At 57.2% G+C, this 26958-nt stretch carries 20 protein-coding genes; all 20 read right to left on the bottom strand.

The genetic code is table 11. From position 1 onward, the window contains the following. Nucleotides 1-32: 32 nt before the first annotated feature. The 20 genes from ELR57_RS02370 to ELR57_RS02275 all read right to left on the bottom strand — a co-directional run bounded on the left by ELR57_RS02370 (nucleotide 33) and on the right by ELR57_RS02275 (nucleotide 26958). A complete protein-coding gene (locus ELR57_RS02370; RefSeq protein ID WP_158629901.1) occupies nucleotides 33-3968 on the bottom strand; it encodes an S-layer homology domain-containing protein in 3936 nt (1311 codons plus the stop codon). Between the two features lie 147 nt (nucleotides 3969-4115). Next, nucleotides 4116-5261, bottom strand: a complete 1146-nt coding sequence (locus ELR57_RS02365) for an MraY family glycosyltransferase (RefSeq protein ID WP_370452175.1) — start codon at nucleotides 5259-5261, stop codon at nucleotides 4116-4118. Nucleotides 5262-5395: 134 nt separating this feature from the next. After that, complete coding sequence (locus ELR57_RS02360) at nucleotides 5396-6163, bottom strand: WecB/TagA/CpsF family glycosyltransferase (protein WP_126956839.1); 768 nt, start codon at nucleotides 6161-6163, stop codon at nucleotides 5396-5398. 6 nt (nucleotides 6164-6169) lie between these two features. Then, nucleotides 6170-7300: a polysaccharide pyruvyl transferase CsaB gene (gene csaB, locus ELR57_RS02355; RefSeq protein WP_126956837.1), complete on the bottom strand. Its 1131-nt coding sequence runs from the start codon at nucleotides 7298-7300 to the stop codon at nucleotides 6170-6172. Between the two features lie 372 nt (nucleotides 7301-7672). Beyond that, entirely contained in the window at nucleotides 7673-9721 is a 2049-nt protein-coding gene (locus ELR57_RS02350; protein ID WP_126956835.1) for a DUF5693 family protein, read from the bottom strand. A gap of 171 nt (nucleotides 9722-9892) precedes the next feature. Further along, nucleotides 9893-11602: a phospho-sugar mutase gene (locus ELR57_RS02345; protein ID WP_126956833.1), complete on the bottom strand. Its 1710-nt coding sequence runs from the start codon at nucleotides 11600-11602 to the stop codon at nucleotides 9893-9895. A 126-nt stretch (nucleotides 11603-11728) separates the two neighbouring features. Then, on the bottom strand, nucleotides 11729-12166 hold the full coding sequence (gene fabZ / locus ELR57_RS02340; protein WP_126956831.1) for a 3-hydroxyacyl-ACP dehydratase FabZ: 438 nt from the start codon (nucleotides 12164-12166) through the stop codon (nucleotides 11729-11731). A gap of 190 nt (nucleotides 12167-12356) precedes the next feature. After that, nucleotides 12357-12866: a CDP-alcohol phosphatidyltransferase family protein gene (locus ELR57_RS02335; RefSeq protein WP_126956829.1), complete on the bottom strand. Its 510-nt coding sequence runs from the start codon at nucleotides 12864-12866 to the stop codon at nucleotides 12357-12359. Nucleotides 12867-13100: 234 nt separating this feature from the next. Next, nucleotides 13101-13334, bottom strand: coding sequence for a DNA-directed RNA polymerase subunit beta (locus tag ELR57_RS02330; RefSeq protein WP_238162376.1), 234 nt, complete (start codon nucleotides 13332-13334; stop codon nucleotides 13101-13103). A gap of 14 nt (nucleotides 13335-13348) precedes the next feature. Then, nucleotides 13349-14191, bottom strand: a complete 843-nt coding sequence (locus tag ELR57_RS02325) for a flagellar hook-basal body protein (protein WP_126956827.1) — start codon at nucleotides 14189-14191, stop codon at nucleotides 13349-13351. Nucleotides 14192-14229: 38 nt separating this feature from the next. Continuing rightward, nucleotides 14230-15093, bottom strand: coding sequence for a flagellar hook-basal body protein (locus tag ELR57_RS02320; RefSeq protein WP_126956825.1), 864 nt, complete (start codon nucleotides 15091-15093; stop codon nucleotides 14230-14232). 10 nt (nucleotides 15094-15103) lie between these two features. Beyond that, nucleotides 15104-16102, bottom strand: a complete 999-nt coding sequence (gene mreB, locus ELR57_RS02315) for a rod shape-determining protein MreB (protein WP_126956823.1) — start codon at nucleotides 16100-16102, stop codon at nucleotides 15104-15106. A 96-nt stretch (nucleotides 16103-16198) separates the two neighbouring features. After that, nucleotides 16199-16486, bottom strand: coding sequence for a sporulation transcriptional regulator SpoIIID (spoIIID, locus tag ELR57_RS02310; protein WP_027094289.1), 288 nt, complete (start codon nucleotides 16484-16486; stop codon nucleotides 16199-16201). A gap of 247 nt (nucleotides 16487-16733) precedes the next feature. Then, nucleotides 16734-17891: an HD-GYP domain-containing protein gene (locus ELR57_RS02305; protein ID WP_126956821.1), complete on the bottom strand. Its 1158-nt coding sequence runs from the start codon at nucleotides 17889-17891 to the stop codon at nucleotides 16734-16736. 168 nt (nucleotides 17892-18059) lie between these two features. Then, complete coding sequence (locus tag ELR57_RS02300) at nucleotides 18060-18788, bottom strand: M23 family metallopeptidase (protein ID WP_126956819.1); 729 nt, start codon at nucleotides 18786-18788, stop codon at nucleotides 18060-18062. Between the two features lie 73 nt (nucleotides 18789-18861). Beyond that, entirely contained in the window at nucleotides 18862-20076 is a 1215-nt protein-coding gene (gene spoIID, locus ELR57_RS02295) for a stage II sporulation protein D (protein WP_126956817.1), read from the bottom strand. Between the two features lie 326 nt (nucleotides 20077-20402). Then, nucleotides 20403-21785, bottom strand: coding sequence for a UDP-N-acetylglucosamine 1-carboxyvinyltransferase (murA, locus tag ELR57_RS02290; RefSeq protein WP_126956815.1), 1383 nt, complete (start codon nucleotides 21783-21785; stop codon nucleotides 20403-20405). A 224-nt stretch (nucleotides 21786-22009) separates the two neighbouring features. Next, nucleotides 22010-22267: a DUF1146 domain-containing protein gene (locus ELR57_RS02285; RefSeq protein ID WP_126956813.1), complete on the bottom strand. Its 258-nt coding sequence runs from the start codon at nucleotides 22265-22267 to the stop codon at nucleotides 22010-22012. Nucleotides 22268-22285: 18 nt separating this feature from the next. Next, the gene (locus ELR57_RS02280; protein WP_126956811.1) at nucleotides 22286-24919 is read right to left on the bottom strand and encodes a S8 family serine peptidase; all 2634 of its coding nucleotides are present in this window, start codon (nucleotides 24917-24919) and stop codon (nucleotides 22286-22288) included. Nucleotides 24920-25422: 503 nt separating this feature from the next. Further along, on the bottom strand, nucleotides 25423-26958 hold the full coding sequence (locus tag ELR57_RS02275) for an NADH-quinone oxidoreductase subunit N (RefSeq protein WP_126956809.1): 1536 nt from the start codon (nucleotides 26956-26958) through the stop codon (nucleotides 25423-25425).

The raw sequence follows: 26958 nt of genomic DNA, 5'->3' as shown, positions 1-26958 counted from the left end.
CTAAACCGTCATCTCTACTCCTACATTAACAATCAGCTCAGGTTAGACGGGAAAATGCTCGTGCTCTTCAGAAGAAGCGCGACGGCGATCTTGCCGGCTTCCGCCCGGGTCATCTTGCTCTTCGGGTTGAAGTTGTACTGCGTCTTTCCGCCGACCGTCACCGGAGAGCCGGACATGATCTTGGCCTTGCTCACGACGCTGATGGCCGGTCTCGAATAGTATTGAATGCTGCTGGAATCCAGGAACAACTTGGAGAGCTGCGCCTCCAGCTTACTGTCGTTCGTCGGCATCTTCAGCTTGAGAGCCCGGGCGATCATGACGGCCGCTTCTTCTCTCGTAATCTTGCCTTCCGGATTGAAGACGCCTTCCGTGATTCCGTTGATGATGCCCGCTCGCGCTGCCGTCTCGATGTAGTCATAGCTCCACGTTACGGTGCTGACTCCAGGGAGAACGTCGTAGAACGTCTGGGTGTTGTCCGAGTTGATCGGAAGGTTAAGCCCCTTCACGATCAATGTCGCGAATTCGCCACGCGTCGTTTGGTCGTCAGCGCCGAACACGGTCGGCGGTTGGGTGGCGTTCATGATCCCCTTGGAGAACAAGGCATTCAGAATGTTGCGCGCCCAAGTATGGTTCGTGATATCGGAGAAGCCTCTGCGAAGCTTCATGACTTTATAGTAGCCGAATTCATCGAACGGCACCGTAATCGTGTGGCTCTTCATGTTCACTTCGCCGCCGATGTTCACCCACTTGCCGGATTCGCCGTAGTGGAAGACGGTGATCGTCGTGCCTGCGTCGTCAACGATGTTGGTGTCGAACGTCAGCGTCAGTTCGCCGCGGTTCGAAGGCAAGATTCGACGATTCGTCGGGATCTCGGTGAATCGGAGCGTGGAATCGCTTGCTACCGTCGCGTACGGGTTAATCGCGTATGGCGCAACGCCGTTAATGGACGGTTGATAACCGGTCGTTCCTTTGTCGCCCAGTTCTCCGAGACCGCCGCTTATCCAGTAGGTATTGGAGACCTGCATGAAGTTGCCGGTATTCGCCGTGCTCTGGAACTTCGAGATCAGGTATTCCGGCAGATAGATGGAGTATTGTCCCTTGTTGGAGCGGCTATCTTGATCGCCAATCGTGTTGCCGTAATCGTTGCGTCTCTCGACAATGCCTCTCTCGTCGGCGATGCCGAAGAGCAGCTGCGTATTCGGATAAATCTTATCGATCGTTCCCGATGCGGAGACCGGCGTATGAAGAACCGTATTCTTAGGGAACGCGAGCTCGACCGACTTGTTGAACACGCTCATCTTGTTGGACATAGCCATCATGTATTGCGAATCGACCTGCACCGTGTCGCTGTAATAGACGTTTACGGTATGCGTAGTCGTCGTTCCTTTGCGAACGACCTGGATCTTGATCGCGTTATTCTTGTTAGCCTTCAAGCCGATGTAGTCATAGATGAAGCGGTCGTCGTAATCGGAACGCTTCGTTGCCGTAAACTTGTCGATGATGACGCTTGTCGCGCCTTCCGCTTCGATATCGAAGCGAACGAAGTTCTTGTTGACGATAATTTGGTCTCCAACCGTCGGCTGAGGCGCCAGCAGTAGGAAGTCCTTGACCTCGCGCACGACTTCAAGACGTTGAGTGGAGCGAGCGCCCGTCTCGTTGATCAATTCGAGATTGAACACCATGCTTCCCGGTTCGGCGAAGCTCAGGTCTTCCAAGCGGAAAATGAAATTGTCGGAGTTGCCGGCAATACGGTACGTATAAGAAGTGCCGCCATAGCTGAAGATCCCCGCTGTCTGGGTTCGGCTCGAATCCGACAAGTCGATATGCCCCATTAAATCCGAACCATTATACAGGTTCAGATACTTGGCCCCGCTTCCGCTTGCGACGATGTCGTACTTCTCTTCGTTCGTCGTGTACTTGTCGTCCCCGAATACGAATTCAGGAGATACCGTGAAGATCTTGGCCAACTTCTCGTCCGGATAGGTGCTTGCGTTAATAACAGTATCCGTGATCGACTCTCTCGGAGTCGTAATCATGACCGGATAGAATTTATCGATCTTCGATACGTTCTGGTCAATGATGTTGATGCGGATCTCTTTGGAGATTTGTTGAATATGGCCGGATGCGTCCGTGGTGATCCCCGTGAACATAATTCGATTTTCACCGTAGATCAACGGCCCTGCTGCAGTAATGCCCAGAGTCGCAGTGAAGGAGTAGTTCTTCGGCGAACCTGCAATTGCCGTAATCACCGGCTTGATCTCCGCTTGGTTCGTATCCTTCAAAACCGTTCCGTTGACGAACATCTGAATACCGGTCGTGTCGATCGGCGAACCGAAGTCGAAGCCGATATACTGTCCGTTGATCGTTAGGGTATGATCCGATCTCGAATCGAACGTATAGGTCTGTCCGTCGTACAGATTGCTAATATAAATGTAACTCTGCGATGCATAGGAGATGTTCGCATTGTAATAGGCGGTCGAGCTTTCGTATTGGAACTTGACCGTCTGCTGTCCGCTGGCGAAGGCGGATACCAAGTAAACTTGCTCCGTTCCGTCAGTCGCGAGTCCAGAGAATTGTGAAGAGGCATCCGTAAGCGTTACCGCTGTTGCACCCGGAACGTAAGTCGCTAACAGCGGCTTGGAAGGCGCGCTATCGGTCTTCACGAGAATATAGAAATCAGGCGTGAGAACCTCGGCACCGTTCAATGGAACCTTGCTCGCATTCGCAATCGTCGTATCCGTCGATTTGAGGCCGGAGAGGAAATACATTTCCTTGATAACCGTCTCGTTCGGACGATATTGGAATTTCCCTGTCTGAATGGCCGTGAATGAGAAGCTGCTTCCGTACTTAACTGTAACGTTGGCAGGTTGATCGATAACTGCTGAATCTACAGCATATGGGATTTGGAACGAAACAAGCCGGTAAGTAGCCGTAACCCCATCCGCGCCAGCAATAATCGTCTCCGTCGTTTGCCCTGGAATATTATCAACGACATCGTACGCAGATCCATTCAAGCTATAAGTAGCATTGTCGAGGAAAGGAATCGAATCGTAGGGGACAAGGAGCTCTACATTCAAGTTGGTAGTTCCCATAGTCGACTTCGTCACAATAGGAACATTGTTGTTCAATAACGAGTAATCCGTAGACCCGTCATTAAAATCAAGCTTCGTGAACGGACGATCCTTGTCGTAGTAATAAATCGTACGCGTGATCGTGATCGAGTCCGTGCCATTAATGATGACTAACTTAACGGTATTAATCCCCGGAGAGAGCGTAATCGCCGGCGTGAAGAAAGTACCGTCGTCCAGCAGGGACGTCATCATGGCCGTGCCGCCGTTCAAGCTGAGGGTCACCTTCGTCGCATTCTGTACGATACCTTGAAGGGTAACGTTGGCGCTGTCCATGACGACCTGGGTGCCTTCGTTCAGGTTCACCGAGCCGCTGGAGCCGCCGACTACCTTCAGGCTCTTGATATAAGGAACGTTATCGTAGAGCACGTAGAAAATATCCGAACGAGACACGCTGCCCTGGAGCCCCGTGAACGTGATCTTGTTGAAGCCGGAGAACAGAGGGAGACTGCCGGTCGTGAAGCGGTTCGTCGATCCCGACACGGCCGTCACGGTTCCGGTGGTCACGTGGGTGGCATCGGTCAGCCAGGTTCCATCCGAAGCGGCACTCAACTGCTCGACTTTGACGGACATGGAATTGGAAGAAACATAAGCATAAGTACCCGTTATGGTCAGATTACCGTTGGACGTCTGATAAACGTTGGTTCTCGTGATGTTGTTGTTTACGTCGGTATGATCCAGAAGCGCCGTATCCTTAAGAGCCTTCAGATCGGGAATGAAGTACGTTGCCGCCGTCGGCGTCGACGCCGCGCTAGCCTGCTTGGCGAGCTGAGCGGGTAGCCCGGTCAATACCAATGCCGCTACCAGCAGCCAGACTAGTGTTCTTTTGAAGCGGTGCATGATTCGATCTCTCCTTTTTCTCGAATGCTGACGGACATTAAATGTCGAGATATAACTATGTATCGGCATTGGCGCTTCCAATCTTTAGTGCGGAACATCAAAAAACCCGAAGCCGCTTCCGGCTCCGGGTACTCATTCGATAAACGATTATTTAGACCGAGTGTTCGTCTGCTGCCTCAGGAACATTCCCTTAAAGAAGTTGATAACCGGGCGTTTCGTCTTGTCGACGATTCCGATGACCTCCGCTCCGATCTGCAGCAGGAAGATCAGCACGCAGATGACGATGAACGTGACCCAGTTGCCCATTCCCGCGCTCGTCGCGACGGAGAGGATGACGGCGCATGCGCCGAAGAAGGCTGCGATTCCATAAATAATAAGGACGGTCTTGCGATGGCTGAAGCCAAGCTGCTGCAGACGGTGATGCAAGTGCCCTTTGTCCGGGGCGAAAATCGGCTTCTTATTGACCAACCGGCGGATGATGGCGAAGAACGTGTCCGAGAGCGGCACTCCGATGATCAGGATCGGAATCACGAAGGATACGATCGTAATCTGCTTAAATCCGAGCATGGACAGGTTCGCGAGAGCGAATCCTAGGAAAAGAGAACCGGAGTCCCCCATGAATATCCGAGCCGGATGGAAGTTGTAGTGGAGGAATCCGACTACGCCTCCGAGCAGAACCGCCGAGAGCAGGATGACGGAAGCTTGGCCCATGATCGCGGCCATCACGAGAATCGTCGCGATCGCGATGCCGGATACGCCGGCAGCCAGCCCGTCCAACCCGTCGATCAAATTAATCGCGTTCGTGACCCCGACGATCCAGAAGATCGTCAGCGGGATGCTCAGCCAGTCTCCCATCGGCTGCATGGCCGAGCCGAACGGTATATTAACAAGGTTAATCTTGATGTCGAATCCGAAGACTACGATACAAGCCGCGGCAATCTGAACGAGAAACTTCAGCTTCGCGTTCAACTGGAACCTGTCGTCCAGCGCGCCGAGAAGCACGATAACCGTACCGCCTACCAGCATTCCCGCGATCAGCTTCTCGTCGTGATCGCTCAAGAAGCTGTCCGGCAGCCAAGGCAACAGAAGCAGAATCGTAACCGTGAATGCGGCGTAGATAGCTAACCCGCCCATACGAGGCATGATCTTCGTATGAACTTTGCGATGATCCGGCACGTCCATGGCGCCTACCTTAACGGCAAACTTCTTGACGAACGGCGTAAGCGCAAGCGCTAGTGCAAGCGCCAATGCAAATCCGGCAATTCCGCTTCCTACCAACCAGCCTGTCGGCATCTCTATAACTCCCCTTTGTGTGTTCACCGGAATGAATTATACTCCGGCCCCACTGAATTCAACAAGGCAGTTTTTCGGCCAAATTCCGGCGAATTTCCCCGTATCGTTCATTTTCATGATTTTTTCACAAGAGTTCATCTTGTTTTCAGAACCTTTTCTCCGTCTCTGACGACCTTAATCGCGAATTGAGGCAATACCAACATTCTCTTGTAACGTTTCGGCTCCTGCAGCAATCGATACAGCCATTCCATCCCGAACTTGCGGAAAATAGCCGGTGCGCGCTTCAGCTTGCCGGAGATGACGTCGAAGCTTCCTCCTACGCCCATCATGACCGGAACGCCGAGCGCCTCCTTGTGCTTCGCGATCCAGGGCTCCTGGTTCGCGACCGAGCGGGCCACGAAGAGCAAATCCGGCTTCGCCGCCTGAATCTCCGCGATCACCTCGGCATCGTCTTCGTCTTTGAAGTACCCATTGCGCTTCCCGACAAAACGGACTCCCGGGAACTGCTGCTTCAGCTTGGCGTGAGCCTCGTCCAGAATCTCTTGCGAGGTTCCGAGCAAGTAGACTCCCCAGCCGCGCTTGTCCCCTTCTCGCAGAAGCTCGTGCATGAGATCGAAGCCGGCGACCCGTTCCGCGACCGGCTGCTTCACGTGCCGAGCCGCCCAGACGACGCCGGAGCCGTCCGGAACGACGAGATCCGCCGTCTCCATGATCCGCTGATACTCTTCGCTCTCGGCGGCAGCCATCAGCATGATCGGGTTGCCGGTAATGACCCGGTGAGGCTTCTTCTCTTCGACAGCCTTCGTTAAGTACTTGACGGTATCGCCCATGTTCATCTTGGAGAAGGGCACTCCATATAATGAGACGGTAGGATAGGGCCTAAGGTTGCTATTTCCTGTCATTTAACGTCACCTTCTATCTGGATTGAGCAGCGCGCTGACAATGCTGCGGGCGGGGAGAACGGATTCTTCCCGAAGTCGCCAGATCGCGGAGTGCGATCTCTCGCGCCAAGCCTGAGGATTGTCGAGCATGGCCGAAGCCGTGTCCGCGAACCGCTGCGCGTCGAGCGCTTCGGTCGTTCCGATGGCCCGCGCTCCCAGCCTCCCGAGGAACTGATCGATCTTCGGGTCGTAGGAGAGGCCGAGCAGCGGCACCTCCCGGTTGGCGGCATAGATCAGCGAATGCAGCCGCATGCCCACCAGCAGCGAGCAGCGGTCGACCTCGCGAAGCATATCCTGCGGCGCTTCGTGCGCCGGAGTCATCTCCGCGTCCGCCGCGAATCGCCCGAGCCGTTCCATCACGTACAGCGAGGCGTCCTCGTCCGAGCCGCGATGGAACGGCAGGAAGCGCAGCCGAACGCTTCGCCGTTCGGCCAGCGCTTGCAGCGCTCCCGCCGCGCGGTCCAGGTCCGCGCGGTCGGAGCGCCAGAACCGCACGGATACGCCGACGATCGGCTTATCCGTGCCGTTCCCGCCGCCGGCGGCGCCCGCCTGCGGCAGCGGCAGCCCCATGACCGGATCGGGCACGACGTCGATCCGGTCCCTCGCGACGCCGAAGTCGGCCAGCAACTCGGCCGATTCGCCGTCGCGCACGCTCACGTACGCCGCCTTGCGGAACGCGCGCGCGATCCAAGGGCGGAACATCGCCCGGTTCACCGGGCCGATGCCTTGCGCATACACGAATGTCGGTTTGCCACGCATTCGGGCGAGCTCCATGACCCCAAGATAATACGGAATCGAGCCCAATCCCGTTGCATCCTGCAGCAAGCTTCCGCCTCCGCTGATCAATCCGTCGCTCTCTCCCAGAGCCTTGCGAAGCTCTCCGAGCTTCATCCGGGGAACCGCGCGAACGCCGTATTGCTTCTCGGTCCATGCCGGATCCCCGGACAGCACGATCGGCTCCACTTCGATTCCCGCCTGCGTCGCTTCCTTCTCCAGTGCGGTGAGAATGCTCAGCAGCACAGCCTCGTCCCCGCTATTGCGGAACCCGTAGTAGCCGGACAGAACGAGTTTATACCTGCCGTCTTTCTTTGCCTTCATTATGTCACGCACCGCCCGTTCTTACATTAAAATAAGCTGAAATCCCAGCAAGAACCTGCCAGAGCCATTCCCAACCTGTCAGGATTGCGGACCGAAGTGCCGCCTATCCAAGCATAGAGCGAAAATGCACCTAATTCGTCTCTCGAAGAAATAATGGGCCTGATCAAGTGCATATCTGCACCTAATCCCACCCTTCCGCCATTCGACGGCCTCAACGAAGTGCATTTTCGCGCTTATCTTCATCCTAAGCTTAGAATTGACCAAACTTAAATGAATGCTGTAGCAAAAGAGGCCTACGGAGCCAACGCTTAAGCAGCTTAGCGGCTTTCGTGCATTGGCATCCTTACAAGCCCTCTATCTCCTTCGCAGCTCTTACAAACTGCGAGCCTTAACCCGATAGCTCCGCCAGATCTTCTCCGCCAGCTGCCAGACGGCGATGGCGATAAGGCCGAGCACCAGGCCGATTCCGAGGCCGAGCAGATCGCGCGTAGCCGACAGGTAGATAGGCGTGTGAAGATGTGCGAAGGTGTCCACCATGGACAGCTGGCCGAGCGTTGCGGCGACGAGGAACACGATGCCCCAACGGTACTTCAGCGCCAGGAAGAGACCCAGGATAAGCAGCGGGTGGCCGAGCAGGAATTCCTTCGTGCGCGGACGAACGCCGAACGTGCTCTCCAGGAACGAGCGGAATTGGAGCTCCAAGCCCGAGGCTTCTCCGCTGTTGCCCGTACGGGACAGGTAGTACATGCCCATCGCGCCTACAATGGCGATCAGGACGACCCAGAGAACCGTAATCGGCTGCTTCATGAGATTTTTGAAATTGCTCATAACCGTTCCGCCATAGCCATACAGCACCGCGTAGAGCGCGACGAGCGCGATCGGCGCCAAGTGAAGCAGGCTAACCCCGCGGAACTGCTCAAGCACGAGGTTATACGTAATTTTGTTGAGAATCGCGATCACGAACGGAACCGCCACGACCGACAGGACGGCCGTTCTTATGAACAAGACGATAGCGGCGCCCAGGCGGCTCCATGCCGTACGCGGCAAAGCATCCTTGCGGTCGTGCTTGGAGCGCAGCCACCGGAGCAGCAGCACAAGCGACGCCGTCGGGGCTGCGATCGCCGTGAACAGAGCGAGCGCCTGATTGAGCAAGGAGGAGTCCAGAACGAACACCCCTGCGCCTCCGATCGCTCCGATCACCGTCACGAGCGTCAGCAGACTCGGCACATACAAGCCGATGGTCACGGCGATCAGCGCGACGGCGCCGAAGATGGCGAACGCCTTCCACAGCTTCTCCGGCGACGGGTGGTGAATCGTGAACGAATGGGCTTGTCCGACCTCGAACCCGAAGTCCGTAATAAGCTCGGTCGCTCCCTTGGTTCCTTCCTCTTCGTCTCCGGCGACCGTCTTCACGACCGTATCGATAGAATTCGTTACTTGGCCCTTGGATGCGTCCTTCGACGCGCTTGCATTAAGGAAGATTAATCGAAGGTTGCGGTCCTTGACCGCCAGCAGAATGCGATCCGCCAGCGTCTCCGGCTTGCCGACGTTCATCTCTCCCTCGGAGATCGAATGAACGCGCATGACGTTATAATCAAGCAGACTGGCCAGGGTACCCAGGCCCTTCTGCGGGATCTTCAGGTTCTCGATGGCGCCGATCCCGATTCCCGCGTCTTTAAGATGAGCGGCGAACTTATCCAGGCTGCCCTCGTCCGCTTGGTCCGTGACACCGGTCACGGAATCGCCGTCGAAGATAATCGTCTTGACGCCGAGAGCCTTGAATTGCTCGATCTCGGCAGCGATCAACTCATCGTTGTAAGGCGATACCCGGTCCGACAGGCGCGGAACGATGAGGAAGCCCTCGTCCTTCAGCTTCTGCATCGCGAGCGGATTGGGAGGCAGAGGACGCATGACCGCATCGTCCGGCCCAATACCGAGCAGCAAACCATCTCTGCCCCCGGCGGACCAGCTCTCCATCTTCACTCCGTACCGATTGAACGCCTCCTCGATCATCGGACGCAGAACGGATACGTGATCGGGGTTATTGAACAGAAGGTACGTGCGATTGTCGCCCGTCGCAGGAAGCTTGCCTTCGAGAAGAGCGGCGTTCTGGGCATTGTAGACCGTGACTTCCTTCTCCCAGCTCAGCTCTTCCAGGCTGCTCTCGTAGACGGCCATCGCGTTCACTCCGGCATCCTTGAGCACCTTAATCTGCTCGTTAACGAACGCCTGAGGGTTCGCCTGGGTCTGGGAGATCTGAACGATATCCCGGTAGTCCATCACGAATTCCACTTTCTTCGATGAGGCTTCCGTCTGAATTCGCGTATAAGCGAACGGCAGGGAGCCTAGCAGTCCGATCAGGACCACCCACCACAACACCTTCGCCAACCGGCGATTGCTTTTCTCCATCCATTGGGGCACGTCAGTCACTCCTCTTATTCAATGCAAGCGATAAGTCATTGCGAATAGTGTGCGCATCTCAGAAACTGCCATGTATAGATTCGAAAATAGGTCAAAACAAGACAGGATTCGAGCGCATGCGAACGCGGCAAACCGCCAACCTGTGGGGATGACGGTTTGCTCCTTGCTATGTTAGCTTAATGAGTCGACGCGAGCCATGACGGCCGACACCAGGTTGGAGATGCCTTCCGACGCCTCCGTCAGGCTTGCTTTGCGAACCGCGAAGTAAACCTTGATCTTCGGCTCCGTGCCGGATGGGCGCAGGCAGAACCAGGATCCGTCGTCCAGCAGGAACTTCAGCACGTTCTCCGGAGGGAACCCGTCCAGGCCGCCGGAATAATCCAGCACCTTCGTTACTTTCACGCCTGCCACTTCGGCCGGCGGGTTGCCGCGCCAATCGTTCATGATGCCCGCGATCTTCTCGACCCCGTCCTTGCCCTTGAGAGTACGGGACTCCAGCTTCTCCAGGTAAGTTCCGAATTGCGCGTAGAGCTCCAGCAGAACGTCGTACAGCGTCTTGCCCTGCGACTTGAAGTAGGCGGCCGCTTCGCAGATCAAGAGTGCGGCGACGATCGCGTCCTTATCGCGGGCATACGTGCCGGTCAGGTAGCCGTAGCTCTCTTCGTAGCCGAACAGGAACCGATGGCTGCCCGTCTTCTCGAACTCGGTCATCTTCTCGCCGATGTACTTGAAGCCCGTCAGCGTGTTCATGACCTCGCAGCCGTAAGAGCGGGCGATATCCGCGCCCATCTCGCTGGTCACGATCGTCTTGATGACGGCTCCGTTCGCCGGAAGCTTGCCTTTCGCCTTCAAGCTGGAGAGCAGATAGTACACCATGATCGCTCCCGATTGGTTGCCGGACAGGACGACGTATTCGCCCTTGTCGTTCTTCACGACGGCGCCCATCCGGTCGGCGTCCGGGTCGGTGCCGACGATGATGTCCGCCGAGATCTTGTCCGCGAGCGACATCGCCAGCGTGAAAGCCTCGTGCTCCTCCGGATTCGGAGACTTCACCGTCGGGAACATGCCGTCCGGCTTCTCCTGCTCCGGAACGATATGGACCTGGGTGAAGCCAGCCTTCTCCAGAACCTGTCTGACCGGAAGGTTGCCCGTTCCGTGCAGCGGCGTATAGACGACCTTGATCGCTTCTCCCGCTCCGGCGCGAAGAGCTTCGGGGTTCACCGTCTGGGCTACGACGGCATCCGCGAACTTCTCGTCCGCCGCCTCGTCCAGCCAGACGAGCAGTCCCTTCGCCTCCGCTTCTTCTTGCGTAAGACGCTTCACTTCATCGAACGACTCGACCGCCCGGATCGAAGCGATCACCTTCTCGGCGTCGTCCGGAACGAGCTGGCCGCCATCGGAGCCATAGACCTTGTAGCCGTTGTACTCCGGAGGATTATGGCTGGCGGTGATGACGATGCCGCCCGCCGCCTTCAAGTCGCGAACGGAGAACGACAGCTGCGGAGTCGGGCGAAGCGAACGGAACAGGTAGGTCTTGATTCCGTTAGCCGCGAGCACGCAGGCCGATTCGAGAGCATAAACGTCCGAGTTGCGCCGAGAATCGTGCGCGATCACGACCGAAGGGGCGGATGAGCCTTGAAGCAGGTAAGCGGCGAAGCCTTGCGTCGCCTTGCCGATCACATACCGGTTCATCCGATTCGTCCCTGCGCCCATCACGCCGCGGAGACCGCCTGTTCCGAATTCAAGTTCGCGATAGAAACGATCCTCGATCTCATTAGGCTGCTCGGCAATGCCTCGCAGCTCCTCCTTCGTCTTCGGGTCGATGTTCGGATCGTCCAACCATGCTTGATAAACTTTGTAGGAAGCCGTCTCGTTCGCCACTCGCACTCATCCTCTCTACTTATCCTATTTTTTCTCTCTAGTGTAGTCTCTCTTAGTTCTCTCCGGTAAGGAAGGTACTTCCGGCTTAACTTCCTAGCCCTCTCAGCCGTATTCCAGGCTAGGCGATCAGCCCTTCGTCGGGTCCGTCAGGGCGAACATAAGCTGGCCTTCGGCAACGACGCGGTCCCCGACCTTCGCTGTCGCCTGGCCCTTGCCGATCGGTCCCTTGAGACGGACGATCTCCACCTCGAGAGTCAACGTGTCGCCAGGGACGACCTGGCCGCGCCAGCGGAATTCATCCACTCCCGCGAAGAGACCGATCTTGCCCTTGTTCTCCTCGACGCCCAAGATAGCCGTAGCGCCAACCTGCGCCAAGGCCTCCAGAATCAGAACTCCCGGCATGACGGGGAAGCCCGGGAAGTGGCCGACGAAGTGCGGCTCGTTCATCGTGACGTTCTTCAAGCCGACTGCCCGCTTGCCCGGCTCCAGCTCAAGAATCCGGTCAACCAACAGGAACGGCGGACGGTGCGGGATAATTTCCATAATTTGCTCAATATTTAGCATGAATATGCTCCTCTCTATTAGGATCGCAGCCGGCTCCATCGCATAAGCCTGCCGATCCGTGCCCATACTAGTAGTAACCCTTTGGCGAAACTGCAGTCGCTAAGGTTAAGATAAGATGGTTCGCCGCCGAGCGGTGCCATGGCCTCTGCCGGCGGCGGGCTCTTACCTGAATCCTCTATCCCCTCGAATCTTAAGTTGCCCGATTCAGATGACGGAATTTCATCAGATAGACCCCCGACGTGACGAAGGACATCGCAATCGCAATCCAGATAATCTCCACTCCCCCAGGAACCTCAAGGAAGAGAAAGACAATAGCCAGATAGTATACGAAGGTCGTCAGCTTGCCATAGACGTTCGCCGGGACGGTTCTCCTGCCGCGGAAATGAAAAATCGCCGCGCTGACGATCATCCCTACCTCCCGAAAAGCCATCGTGGCGGCGGCGGACCAAGGAATCTCTCCCCCGATCACGAGCGCAACGACGACGGAGAGCATCATAAGCTTGTCCGCCAGCGGATCAAGCATGATTCCGGTCTGGGTGATCTGTCCGCTTCGGCGAGCGATGTAGCCATCCAGCAAGTCGGTCAGACCTGCCAGAAGGACAATCAACAAGGCGATCACGGCATGGTCGTTAAAATATAACGTCAAGAACAAAGGGATCATCACGAACCGGGATATGGTCAGCATATTAGGCACGTTCATTTCCCGAATTCCCCCTCTACAATAACTCCACATATTATACCTTGAGCCAAGCCCGACGGCAAAAAGAAAGCTCCCCTGAATGTCGGAGAGCCTGTTGATGTGCCAAGCTTTGCGACAACAAGACAAGCAAAAACGCCTACTGCGTCCTTAGGACGCGGAAGCAGCTTTGCGGAGGTTATTCAGAAAGGAATAAGCGCGAGACCTATAAATTCTGAATAACGCCGTAAGTCCGTCTTAGTTGCCATTTGCGAATACAAGGTCGTACATATGCTTCCACGTGTTCACGTCGAACGCTTCGGACAGCTCCCGGTCTCCAAGAACCGTATAGCCCAGCGCAAGGCCTACGCCAAGCGCAACCACGCAGAGCACGGGAATAATCAACACTTTAATGCTCGTCCCAATGATCTGTCCAAAGAGGTGCAAGGCCGATCTCTTCTTCTTGACAGCAGGACGGTTAGACGCTGTCACGATATTCCCTCCCATCATCCGCGCAATTCAGTCGCCATCTGCATCATCTGATCTGCTGAGGATAGGGCGCGCGCATTCAATTGATACGCTCTCTGGACGGTCACGAGATCCGCCATCTCATCGGCCAAGCTCACGTTGGAGGACTCCAGCGAGCCTTGCCGCACGGCAATTCCGCCCGCTTGCTCCGGATTCGCTTGAACCGCTTGAACGACGTCGTTGACGTTTATGTTAGCCGGCACTCCGTACATGTTGTCCGCGACCGCTTGCAGAAGCTCCGGATTCATTACTTCAACCAGCTTCAAGGAGCCGAGCTCAAGCGTATCCGTATTATCCGCATTCGTCGCCGTCAGGGCGCCGTCTGCCGCAATGTTAAGCTTATAACCGTTCGGTACCGTAACGAAGGAATCCGTGCCGTTGTCCGTCGCCACGACCGGATAGCCCGAGTCGGTGAGAAGGATGCGGCTGCCGTCTTGCAGAGGCATCAGCTGGAACGATCCTTGGCGGGTAAACGCCCGCTCGCTGTCGATCGCCGTTCCGGCGCGAACCTCGAACAAGGCGTTGCCTTCGATCGCGACGTCCGTCTCCAAGCCGGTCTGCTTAAGAGGTCCCTGCGTCATATCCAGTGTCTGGCCGACGACTCGGGCTCCCCAACCCAGCGTGTATCCGAGAGGAGAACGACGGCCATCCTGGCGGAAGCTCTCTTCTTGAGGCTGAATGCTGGTCAGGATATCGTGGAAAACAGCGCTTTTGCGCTTGTACCCGTCCGTATTGATGTTGGCGATATTATCGGCCAGAATGTCGAGCTTCTGTTGCATAGCGCCCATGGATGCCGCAGCGCTGATCATGGAGTTGTTCATGCATCGCTCTCCTTATTCGCTAAGATAGAAACGCGCCGTTACACCTTGCCGACGTCGTTGACCGCCTTGCTCAGGCTGCTGTCATAGAACTTCACGACCTGCTGGTTCGCCGAATAGGCGCGGAGCGCCGCCATCAAATCGACCGCCGATTGAGCCGAATCGACATTGGAGCGTTCGAGGAAGCCTTGGCGGATCGATACCCGGTCGCCCGCTTGCACCTGCTGGAGTCCGTTAGGCTGTCCGGCGTATCGGAATACCCCGTTGCCTTCCTGAATCATCTGGTTCGGGTCGCTCACCTTCGACAACATGAGCTGCTGGTTAAGCGGCTGATTGGTCGTCCGGTCGTACAGCGTGCCGTCCGAGGACACCGTTACGTTCTCCCAGCTGCCTTGAACGTTGATCGGCTGGCCGTTCGTGCCGAGCACGGCCATTCCCTCGGAGGTGACGAGCGTGCCGTCCTCCTTGGTCTGGAAGCTGCCGTCGCGGGTATAGCGAACCTGCCCGTCGGCCGTCTGAACCGTGAAGAAGGCTTGAGGCTGGTAGGTCACGTTGCCTTGAGCGTCCACGTACTTCCCGGAAGCGTCGAACGAGGCTCCGTCGACCAGAATGTCGGAGATAAGGGCCATGTCCTGAGAACGATCCGTTTCCATCATATCGCCCTGAAGCATGGCGATCAAATTCTCTTCGGCGAACACGCCCGTATTGAGCTTGCCGATCGAGCCGCTTGCCGAGGAATCCTGTCCCCCCATCGCCGCGATCAGCATCTCGGGAAAGGCGCGGTTCACGGAGCTTGTCCCCTTGTAGCCGGGGGTGTTGAGGTTGGCGATGTTGTTCGTCACCGTATCATGGCGGCGTTGCTGCGCAATCATCCCCGATGTGGCCGTGTACAGTCCCCTAAGCATATAATCCCTCCTAGCTCATTTTGCGTGTCATTTTGTCCAGATGGTCAAGCATGATTCCCGTTCCTTTAACCACGCAATGCATCGGATCTTCCGCAATCAGCACGGGCACCTTGAGCTCGTCCGCCAGCAGAGCGTCCAAGCCGTCCAATAGGGCCCCGCCTCCCGTCAGAATGACACCTCTATCAATTATATCGGCAGAAAGTTCCGGAGGTGTACGTTCCAGCACGGATTTAGCCGAAGACACGATGGAGGACACCGGCTCCCATAGCGCTTCCCGAATCTCGTCGGAATAGATCGTTACGGTGAGCGGCAAGCCCGACACCATGTCCCGGCCGCGAATATCCATCTCTTCTCGTCTGCCCCCGCTGTAGACGGTTCCGATCTTGATCTTGATGTCCTCGCTCGTTCTCTCGCCGATCAGAAGCTTATATTTATTCTTTATGTACTTCATTATCGCCGCGTCGAACTTGTCCCCCGCGACTTTAAGAGAAGAGGCGGTTACGACGTCGCCCATCGACAGAACGGCAACATCCGTCGTACCTCCGCCAATATCGACAACCATATTCCCGCTGGGCTGGAAGATATCCATCCCGGCTCCGATCGCGGCCGCCTTCGGCTCTTCTTCTAGGAAGACTTCCTTGGCGCCGCTTCTCTCCGCGGCTTCGCGAATGGCTTTCTGCTCGACAGACGTAATATTGGTAGGCGCGCAGATCAGAATGCGCGGACGGCTATACCAGTTCCGTCCTCCGACTCGCCCGATGAATGCCTTCAGCATCATGTCCGTAACTTCGAAATCCGCGATCACGCCGTCTTTGAGCGGACGGATCGCAACGATGTTGCCCGGGGTACGCCCCACCATGCGGCGAGCGTCTTCGCCAACCGCCAATACTCGGCGCGTATCATTCTCAATCGCAACGACGGATGGTTCGTCGAGCACGACTCCCTTGCCTTTCACATGAATGGACACGTTGGCGGTGCCCAGGTCGATTCCGATGTCTTTACTGAACATGTTCTAAGAATCCTCCACGGCGCTGTAATATCGTAATAGTACCAAATTCGCCGCAAGAAGAGAAAATCCTTTTTTTGTCGAAGAGAATATTAGTCCTTAAGCCTTCCCCGCCGTCAATACTTCGCGTTTCTTGACGGTTGTCTTCTTGTACTTGATCTTGGTCGCCTCTCCTCCCCTCAGATGGCGTATGGATTTATGGTACTCGAGAATGTGTTTGACCTGATCCGCCAGGTCCGGATTGATCTCCGGCAATCTCTCTGTCAGGTCTTTATGCACCGTGCTCTTGGAGACGCCGAATTCCTTGGCGATCGTCCGTACCGTGTTGCGCGTCTCTACGATGCACCGGCCGATCTTGATGGTGCGTTCTTTGATGTAATCGTGCACGCTCCCGCCTCCCTGCTCGATTAGATTGGTACAGTATATGAGGGGCGCGGTCACTTATTCTTTGTTCCGAGGGCTGACAAGCCCGGAATGTGGGTCAAACGTCCAGCGGGAGGTGCCTAAAGACCCAATTCGCCGGTACGCCGAAGCTTGCGGACAACAAAAAGGACAGGGTTGCCCCTGTCCTTTCAGTAAGATTGACGTCCTGATCTAATGCGAATCATACTCCCGGCAGTTGTGCCGGTTCAGCCTAGATGCCCTGCACCAGCCGAAGAATCGCCAGCTGGTGATTCTGGTTCAAGTCGACGGTGTACGGCTGGGCGATCGGATCGCCGTTCGCTTCGCGGATCATCCGAAGGACGGGACGATGCGCCAGCCGGTTCCCCGTCTGTTCCACGATGCCGATCTGGCCGTTGTTCAGTTCGACGACCGAAGAGACCGGGAAGATGACGATATGCTTCAAGAACATCTGAACGATGTTCGCTCCGAAGTCGTGATTGCTCGCCGCGAACAAATATTCCATCGCCTCGTTGCTCGGATACGGATCGCGGTAATGCCGCTTCGAGAGCAAGGCGTCGTAGATGTCCGCGAGTCCGATCAACTGAGCCAGCTCCGGAATGTCCTTGCCCTTAAAGGACAACGGATAACCGTGGCCGCCGAATTTCTCGTGATGCAGCAGCGCCGCCCGCGCCGCTTGCTGCGGAACTCCTTTGATCTCCGACAGCACCTTGTAGCCCAGCCGGGTGTGCTCGCGAACCTTCTCCAATTCCGCTTCGGTCAGCTTGCGATTCGCTTTGATGAGCTCTGCGGGAAGCCGAGTCATGCCGACGTCGAACAGCAGGGAGCCGATCGTCAGTTCATCCAGCTTCGACTTGTCGTACCCGTTCACGTCGCCCAGCACATTCGAGAGAAGGGAGACTTGCAGGGAATGCTGGAACAGCTGGGGATCGCTCTGCAGGATGACGCTCAGTTCATCGGCGAGCGCCTTCTCGCTCAGCACGGAGAGGACGCGTTCCCGGAAGTCCCGGCGGAATCTCGCCGTCTCCAGGAACGGAAGCGACATCCGGGAGAACGTCAGATCCGACTCGACGAAGCGGCGGATGTTCTCCCCCGTCTTGCGCAGAGCCTCTTCGTTGCTCTTCATCTCCGCGATGGCTTGCGCCAGGGTCTCCGAAGAGGAATCCTCCGTCTCTTTCCTGCTTCGCCCGGCAGCCAAGAGATTCTCCCTCGCGAGTCGATCTCCCGCGTCTCTCACTGCCACTCTCTTGAAGCCCAGGGTTCGAAGCCTGTGAATATAATAGTCCGTCAGCACCGTTCCTTCTTCCAGCATGACCATGCCGGTCTTGGACAGAAGCGTCTTGTTCACGACGTCTCCCGGGCGCAAGTCGTCTATATGGATCTCTCTCATCGCGCGAGTCTCCCCTCTGCCGAGCAGCCTGCCAATCGTCCTTTTTACACGGTCCTATCGTACCATATTCCGACATTATTTGGTTGATAGAATTACAAAATGTATACTCCGGAACCAAAGAAAAGAAGCCCCCGGCTCATTGCCGGAGGCTTCTTTTCCAAGCGCTTCTTATTGCGCCTTCACCAGGGAATTCGGATCGATAGATTGGCCGTTGCTAAGAGCTTCGAAGTGAAGGTGAATTCCTTCGTCCTTCTCCATCTCGCTGCGGTCGGCCATCGCGATCACATCGCCTTGCTTCACTTCGTCGCCTACTTGGACCTTCAGGTCGGTCAGGCTTTGATAGACGGTCTTCAGACCGCTTGCATGCTCGATCTGAACTTCATAGCCGTTGATCGGGCTCTTCTCGGCTACCGTGACCTTGCCGCTCAGGGCTGCCAGAACTTCGAACGTCTTGCCGTCCTTGCGCGCATAGTCCAGGCCGCTATGTGCCGTGAACTGGTTGTCGTACTCGACGACGGCCGCTTGGCGTTCCTCGGCGGAGCCGTTCTCGTTGTAGTAAGGCAGCTTGACGACCATGTCCTTGGAATCCTGGTACGGCAGCTTGAGAGATTCTCCCGGCACGGCAGCTTCCACGGATTCCTGGCTGTTCGTTGCGCCCGCTTCTTCGCTTCCGATGCTCGGCTGTCCCGAAACCGGCTTTTGCGGATCTTCTTTTCCGCCGGCGCCGTTCAGCCAGAGAATCGTTACGATGATTGCGGCGGCGGCCATGTAGACAGCTGGGAAAACCCAACGCTTGCTGAACAATCTCTTAAGCCCCGACGACTGTGGTTGCGGCGCTCCCGCGTTTGGCTTGGAGGCCTCTTCGAGTTTACGAGTGTTTTTGTTTTGGTCACTCATTGTTTATCACCTCAGTAAGCAAGTGTTGCCAGGTGATAGACTTTTATACGTGCGGGTTGCAAGATTTCTATTCTTATAGCGGTAGTTTCCTCAGCCACTCCGACGCGCCTGCCAGTTGAACGCCCTTGTAATAGTATTTGATAATCTCCTCGGCGCCCTTCCCTTGCTTGGCCATTCCTTCGGCTCCCCACTGGCTCATGCCGACCCCATGGCCGCTTCCGTACGTCGTGACGTGCACTCCCTGCTTGTCCTGCTTAAGAGAGAAAGCCGCGGAGCGAAGGCCTAGCTTCTCCCTTGCCTCTTCTCCGCTCACTCGTTCGTCTCCTACGAGAAGATCCTTGACTCTCCCTCCGGTCGTCCAATCCAGAATGCGGACGAGAGACTTGCCCGAGGGATTCGCCGCCGCTTCTACGGAACCGACTCCCATTTTCTTATAGAATTCGGTCAAGCCGAGCGTGCTCTTCACCTCCCAATTGCTCGCCTCCGTGCGGTCCCAAGGACTGTCTACCGAGCGGAGATAGGGAAGCTTCATCGGGAACACCTCTTCGGAATTCTCCGTATGCCCGTTGCTAGATGCGAAAAAGAGAGCTTGGATCGGTTCCCCTTCATAGACGATGATTCTTCCCTTCGTTCGTTCGACCGCCCGATCTACCTTGCTCCAGCCCTCCCGGTCGGACTCCTTGAGCTCGGCCATCTCCTTCAGCGATTTGTACACTTGATGGGTAACCGTATCCGTGACGTCCGCCTCGCTGGCGGTTCCCGTCTCCGGAATGCCGGTGCGGTCTTCCAGCACCAAGCGGCGAACGATATAGGTTCGAGCGGCGAGGGCTTGAGCCTCCATCGCAGCCGGTTCGAATGCGAGCGGCAGCTCGGCAGCGACCACTCCGCGCACGTATTGCTCCAGGGTGACGGTCTCCACTTCTCGCTTATCGGCCAGGTAGACCTTGATTTTCAAGCGATCGAGCAGGGCCATAGCATCTTTGGAAACTTTGGAGCTCTCGGTATTATTGGAGCCTGCGGTTCCGCCCGCTGCAGTTGCGGGTGCCTTCGAACGGCCGGTTTCTCTTCCGGATTCTCGAACCCCGGCCGCGGATGCGGCAACGACAGGCGGAGCTTCCGCAGCCCCCGTCAACGTCGATGGCGATTGCGCCCGGCGGACTTCCGGCAGTTCGGCGCCCCTATCCTTCCCAAGACGATAGCTTGTCTCATGGGAGAAAAGCCAGACGATCATCCCTACGCAGATGCCGACCGCAAAGGCCATCCAATCAACGCGCCGTTTTCCGCTCATAGATTCTCCTTTGGACCCGACGTTTCTCCCATTCTATGTCCCCCCGGCAATTGCTAGAACCGATAGCCTGGAAGAGCGCGGCGGAACGCCGCTGACCTTATACCAGTCGGCTTCTCGCATTCTGATTGCGCCGGAAGACATTAGATCTCCTCTCCCATTCGCATTTGGCGGGGTGTTAGTCGATTTTTTCGATTATCAACTTAAAAAGCCCCTCCCTATCGCAGCCGCCATCAGGCAGCCGCTTCTAGAGAAGAGCCCGTTCCAATTGTTAGATGATAGGAATAAGGTCGGATCAGAGAGTGGGCAATCGCGAATCACCGACGCCGTTAGGCCAAGGTCGGTTGAATGCGGATCTTGCCGATATCAGCCGCAGCGGTTTGACCTTTGATCTCTTCCAGAATCTTCGAAGGATGCCGGGATGCCCGTTCGGCTTCCGCCATCACTTCTTCCGGAGAAGGAGCGCGATAGATCTCGGCCCCAAGGCCGGCCAGCTTGCCGACGATATCCATGTACCCTCTGTCGATGTGATGGACGCCGGATACCTCCGTCGTTCCTTCGGCGACCAGGGCGGAGCAGATCAGAGCCGCTCCCGCGCGCAGATCGGTTGCGCATACTTGCGCGCCGACCAGCTTGGAGCTTCCCGTGACGATAGCCGTACGGCCGTCTACCTTGATCTGAGCTCCCATCTTGATGAGCTCGTCGACATGCATGAAGCGGTTCTCGAAGACCGTCTCCGTCACGATGCTCGTGCCTTCCGCTTGAAGCAGAAGCGCCATCATCTGGGCTTGCATGTCGGTCGGGAAGCCCGGATACGGCAGCGTCTTCACGTCGACAGCGCGAAGCGGATGAATCGCCCGAACGCGAATGCCGTTCTCGTCGCTCTGGACGTGAACGCCCATCTCTTCAAGCTTCGCCACGACAGGTCCGAGGTGATCGCGAATCGCGCCTTCGATGTAGACATCGCCGCCGGTCATGGCCGCCGCAACCATATAGGTGCCGGCTTCCACGCGGTCCGGGATGACGATATGCTCGACGCCCGAGAGCCGTTCGACTCCCTCGATCCGAATAATGCCGGTTCCGGCGCCGCGAACCTTGCCTCCCATCGCATTCAGGAAGTTGGCGAGATCCACGATCTCCGGTTCCTTGGCGGCATTCTCGATGATGGTCGTTCCTTCCGCCGTCGCGGCTGCCATCATGATGTTCTCGGTAGCGCCAACGCTTGCGATATCAAGATAAATACGAGCGCCGCGCAGCTTGCCCTCTACGCTCGCTTCGATGGAGCCTTGGCCGAAGCCGATATCGGCTCCCATGGCTTCGAAGCCTTTGAGATGCTGGTCGATCGGACGAGTTCCGATCGCGCAACCGCCCGGCAGGGAGATGCGAACCTTGCCCAGTCGGGCAAGCAATGGCCCCATCACGAGGAACGAGGCTCTCATTTTGCGAACGAGCTCATAAGGAGCATCGTAAGAGGACAGCTGGGACGCGTTCAGCCGAACGCTTCCGCCATCTTGGCCTGATTGCACTCCCAATGCCGACAGCACCTGTATAATGTTGTGAACATCGTCCAGGGCGGGAACGTCATGAATGACGCACGATCCCTGTTCCGCCAATAAAGATGCGGCAAGGATGGGCAGGACTGAATTTTTGGCGCCGTGTACGCGGACAGTCCCGTTTAGGGGACGGCCGCCGCGGACGATGATTTTGCTCATGGGTGTTCCCTCCGCGGGTATATAATCATTCCGAAAGCCGCTCAATAGGCTGAGATGCACTCCAGAAAACCCAAACTCCATCATAACACCGCGGTCACTTTTCACACAAGTGGCAACTTTTGTCGTTTTCAGGAGTTTTTCAGGAGATACTGCTCATCGAACGGACGCATTTACGCCATATTATCCAGTGTTATCTTTACGCTCTTTGGTTATGCGGTTGCGGCTCAATTGGAGCCGAACAGCCACTTGAGGGACGAAGTCCAGTCCCAATAATCGAGAACAAACGATGCAAGCTGGCGGCCGATCGCTATCGCCAGAATCAGCTTGAGCAATTGCGCTCCCGGGCTGAGCGGATGCTTCAGCAGCTTCTCCCAGCGAAGCTCCCGCAGCAGCACCCATGTCACCACGATGAGGCCCAAGGTGACGAACATGGAGAACAGCCCGTTCCAGCCTACCGATTGATAGATATTGTCATCGTTCATGAACGAACCTCCACCTCACTACAGCAGCTTAGCCATCAACGCGGCCCACTCGGCGCGCGTGATCGTCGCGTCGGGACGGAAGGTCCCGTCGCCATAGCCGGAGAGCCAGCCTTTGCGGACCATGGCATCGATCGCGGCCGCCGCTTGGTTGCTGGTCGGAACGTCCAGGAATCTCATCTGCGGAAGCCTTGATTGCGTCAAGCCCGCGGCATTCGCTACGAGCATGGCGGCCTCGCCTCTGGTCAGCGCGCGGCCGGGCTCCAGCCGAAGCGTTCCGAATCCGGAGAGCCAGCCCTTCGCTTCCGCTCTTGCGATGGAATCGTACGCCCAGTTGGACGCAGGAACGTCCGCGTACTTGGACTTCGCGGCCGTATTGGCGGGCTGGAAGGCTCGAACCGCGATGACGATCGCTTCCGAACGAGTCAATTGGCGATCCGGACGGAAGCTTCCATCCGCGTATCCGGCCATCCACCCCTTCTTGACGACAGCCGAGATGACCTGCTTCGCCCAATGCCCTTCCACGTCGTTGAAGGTCTGCGCGACAGCCTTGCCCTTCAGAGTCAATCCGTAATAAGAGCTCTGGATGGGGGCGTCGGCTTCGACCAAGACATAATAGGTCCCTGGAGGAAGCTGGCGGGTGCCGTCTATTCGAGTTTTGCCTCTTGCGTTGCTCCATCCCGTCAGTAGATTTACCCCTTTGTCGTACAGCTTCAAGGAGGCTTGCACATTGGACGGGATGTTCGTAAGCTGCAGGCTCACCGACTCCCGTTCGGAGATGGTGAACCGGTACCAGTCCTTATCGGCCGCTGTGGAGATAAGGCCTTGGGTCGAACCGTCCCCGTTCAGCTTCACGACGGTCGCCTTCAGCGGCGTGTCGTTCGGCTCATGGGGATCCACGTATGGAGTAATATATTCCAACTGCACGGTGTAGGTCCCGATCACCGGCTCCGGGTTCTCCGAGACGGCATTGCGCACTTGTATGTAGTATTTGCCCGAACTCGCATTCGTTAGCACAAGCTGCTCGCTTCGGCCGTCCCCGTAATCGTCTTTGGTCCAGGAACCTTCGCCCGAGGCTTGCTCGACGTGGATCGCGGGATCGATCCGAGTGGTGCTCGGCTCTACCGTGATCCGAAGCTTGCCGTCCTTAGGCAGGTTGATCTGTACCCAATCCTCGTCTCCCGCATGATCGAAATTCCCCGTCCAGCTCTGGGTTCGGGGGGAGAGCGTGAACGCCCGGAGCGGAGAGCCGTTCGGCTCCATGGCATCCGCCGACATGCCGAAGCGGCTCTCCAGCCGGTAGGCGAAGGAAGTGCCCTTGGCGGCCGCTCCGCCCTTGTTGGTCTTGAGATAATACCGTCCTTTGCTTACTTGCCACGTCAGCAGGTTCGTGCCGATCAGGAACGGAGAAATCTCGTCCGTCGAGGCTAATGACGACAACAGCAGGTTCGGCCGGAACGACGTCCTGCCGCTCGTCTCCCAGGAGACGGTCAGCTCGCCGTCATAGGGAACGTCGATCCAATAATAATCCCATTCGGCATCATACGACCATACGCCCATTACCTCGGCGCCGAGCGGGAAAGCGGACGCCGTCTGCCTGCTGTCGTCCGGCTCCCGCCAATCGATGTTGTCGTCGCTGGCCGCCGCCAAGTCCGCCCGGACGATTCCATAACCCGTCTGGGGATCCCAGCCCTTGGCGGCGACATCCTGCGCGGTTCGGCGAAGCGTATCGCGAATCTGCGCGGGCGTATATCCCGGCTTAGCTGCCTTAAGCAGCGCCGCCGCGCCCGCGACCTGAGGCGCTCCCATCGAAGTGCCCTCGATCGAGAGGGTACCGCCTCCCGGCTTGAACGTGCTGACTCTCCAAGGAGCGGCTAAGTCGATCTCGCTCCCGGGCGTCGATTCCGCCTGCGGCTTGGTGCCGGTCGTCCCTCCGACGCCTAGAACCGTCGGATAGGCCGCCGGGTATTGAATGGCCGCTTTCTTGCCGAAGTCGGCCGCGTCGTTGCCCCCGGCAGCGACTAGCAGCACTCCCGCCTGCTCCGCAAGCTCGACGACCTTCCGCATCTCCGGAGCGTCTCTTCTTAGCCCGAGCGAGAGCACCACGATGTCCGCCTTCTTGTCGATCGCGTACTGGATTCCTCTCACCAAGCTGATCTCGCTGCCCTCGCCCTTGTTGTTCAGAGCCTTGATCGGCATGATCTTCATCTTCCAGGACGAGCTTGCGGAGCTTGCCTCTGCCGCTTCCGCGATCTGAGCCAGAATTCCGGCCACCGCCGTCCCGTGACCGTTGTCGTCATCGGGAGGCTTGCGGCTGTCCAGCAGGTTGACGCCATCGGTTAGATACTTCGAGAGGACAGGATGATTTAAGTCCACCCCGGTATCCACGATCGCGATCGTTCCCGTCACATCCCTGTCAAGAGCGCGCCATGCCGCCGGAATTCCGATGACATTCAGGAAATCCGCCGACGCTTGCGAGCTGGCGCTCGCTTGCACGATCGCCATGCTCGCAGCCGCGACGGAGGTGTCCGAATCGACGATAGCGGTCGAGACGGCGGCCCCTGCCGGAAGCGGACGGGACGCCGGTCCTACTCCGGCGGCGAGGATGACGGCGCAAGCCGTGCTCAGAACAAGGATATAAGCTGGTCGCTTCATGGTCAAACCCTACCTTTGCACCCATGCTGGCTAAGACGCTTCCCGCACCTTCAGGCGTGCGGGAAGCTGGGCTGGGGGAGTGCGTCCTCTTCTCTCGGGCCTATTAAGCAAACAGCCGGAGAGAACGGAAGCCGGTACCTGCCGGCCGGAGCCGACCCGTTGCATTCGTTCCTTTTTCCCATACCACGCAGAGCCCATTCCGAATCATCAGTCCCATTGCGGATATGGCCTTCAGCGGTTCTTGCGGATGAAGAACAACAACCTTCTACCCTATTCTTTATACTATTTCTAGATTCGACACGTTCTTCCTTCCTATTTGCGCAAAAAGAGGACTTTCGTCACGCTAGCAATATTTTCCGCCATTTAGGATAGAACCAAAGAAGGAGCATTTGCCATTGCGAGAGGAAAATGAGCTGGAGGGAGAGGGGCTTCGCCGGCGGCCGGGAACACGTTCTCAGCGCCCTTGCCGAAACCGCGGAACGGCAAGCCCCATGGATGATTTATTACGGAGCGAGGAAATCCTTCGTAACCGAGAAGAGATCGTTGACCCATTCGAGGATCGGCTTCGGAAGCACGCCGAGCGCTACCGAAGCCAGTGCGCTAAGCCAAATCACGAAGCCGACGGCCGGAGGAACTCGAACCTGCTTCTCCGATTCGCCGCCTCTCATGTACATCTGGCGAATAAATTTGAAGTACACATAATAAGACGTCACGGTCGTCGCGAGCAGAATGGCGGCCAGCCAGATGACCTTATTCTGAACCGCGCCGAACAGAATGAACAGCTTGCCGAAGAAACCTCCGGTCACCGGCAAGCCAGCCAGGGAGCAGACCAGGACCGTCATCGCCCCCGCCGTCCACGGAGCCCGATGGTAGAGCCCCGCGAAAGCGGACAGCTCTTCGCTTCCCGATTCACGGGAGACCGCGGTCAGCACGGCGAACGCTCCGACGTTCATGAAGACGTAGGCAAGCAGATAGTAAAAGAATTCCGAGAACAAGGAGGAATGCAGGTTGGTTACGTCAAGCGTCAGCGGGATAAGCAGGATGCCTGCGTTCGCCACCCCCGACAACGCCAACAGCCGCTTCACGTTCTGCTGCCTCAGGGCCCCGACGGTTCCGACGATCATGGCGGCGGCCGCCAGCACGGCGAGCGCGAGGTAGAGATCGTCGCGAACCTGCGCGTTGTCCGAGACGGCGAACAAAGCGGAATTCATGAAGATGCGATACAGCATGGCGAACGCGGCGCCTTTCGCTACGACGCCCAGGAACGAAGTAACGGGGGTCGGGGCTCCTTGATAGACGTCCGGAGCCCAAGCGTGGAAAGGAGCAAGCGCCAGCTTCAAGGCGAACCCGACGATTATCAGGAAGAAAGCCGCGTATACCATGGCTTTGTAATCGCCGACGGCACCGCTCTGCAGCGCTTGCCCAATGTCGAATAGTCGGGTCGAACCCGTCACGCCGTACAGGAAGGACATCCCGTAGAGCACGAAGGCCGACGCCGTTCCGCCCGTCACCACGTACTTAAAAGCCGCTTCCCCCGACAGGCCGCTGCTCTTGCGGATGCCGACGAGAACATAGGAAGTGATGCTAAGCAGTTCCATTCCGACGAACAGGGTAATCAGGTCTCCGGAGGAGGCCATTACCATGGCGCCCAGGACGGCGGGCAGAACGAGATAATAGAATTCGCCCTTGATCGGGATCTCTTCCTTCTTCAGCGTCCCCAGGGATGCCAATACGATCAAAGCGGCCGCCCCCAGGAAAACCAGCTTGAGCAGGTTGCCGAAATCGTCCACGCGATAGCTTCCATCGAGCAGATTGTAGTAAGGATCACGCCCCGCCGAGTCCCAGACACCAAGATCATGAATGTGCCAGCCGACGAATACGCCGGCCGTCAACAAGCCGAGCACGGCGCCCCACCCGATCAGATCGCGGTTGATCCGCCCGGGGAGAACCAGATCCGCAATCGCCAGCACGAGGGTAAAAGCGGCCAGAACGATCTCGGGGGCCAGGTACCAGGTTTCGCTCCAAGTCAATGTCTGCAT

Source organism: Cohnella sp. AR92 (assembly GCF_003990975.1).
Lineage (GTDB): Bacteria > Bacillota > Bacilli > Paenibacillales > Paenibacillaceae > Cohnella.
Note: the sequence above shows the minus strand (reverse complement) of the source record. Positions and strands in the feature narration are given on the sequence as shown.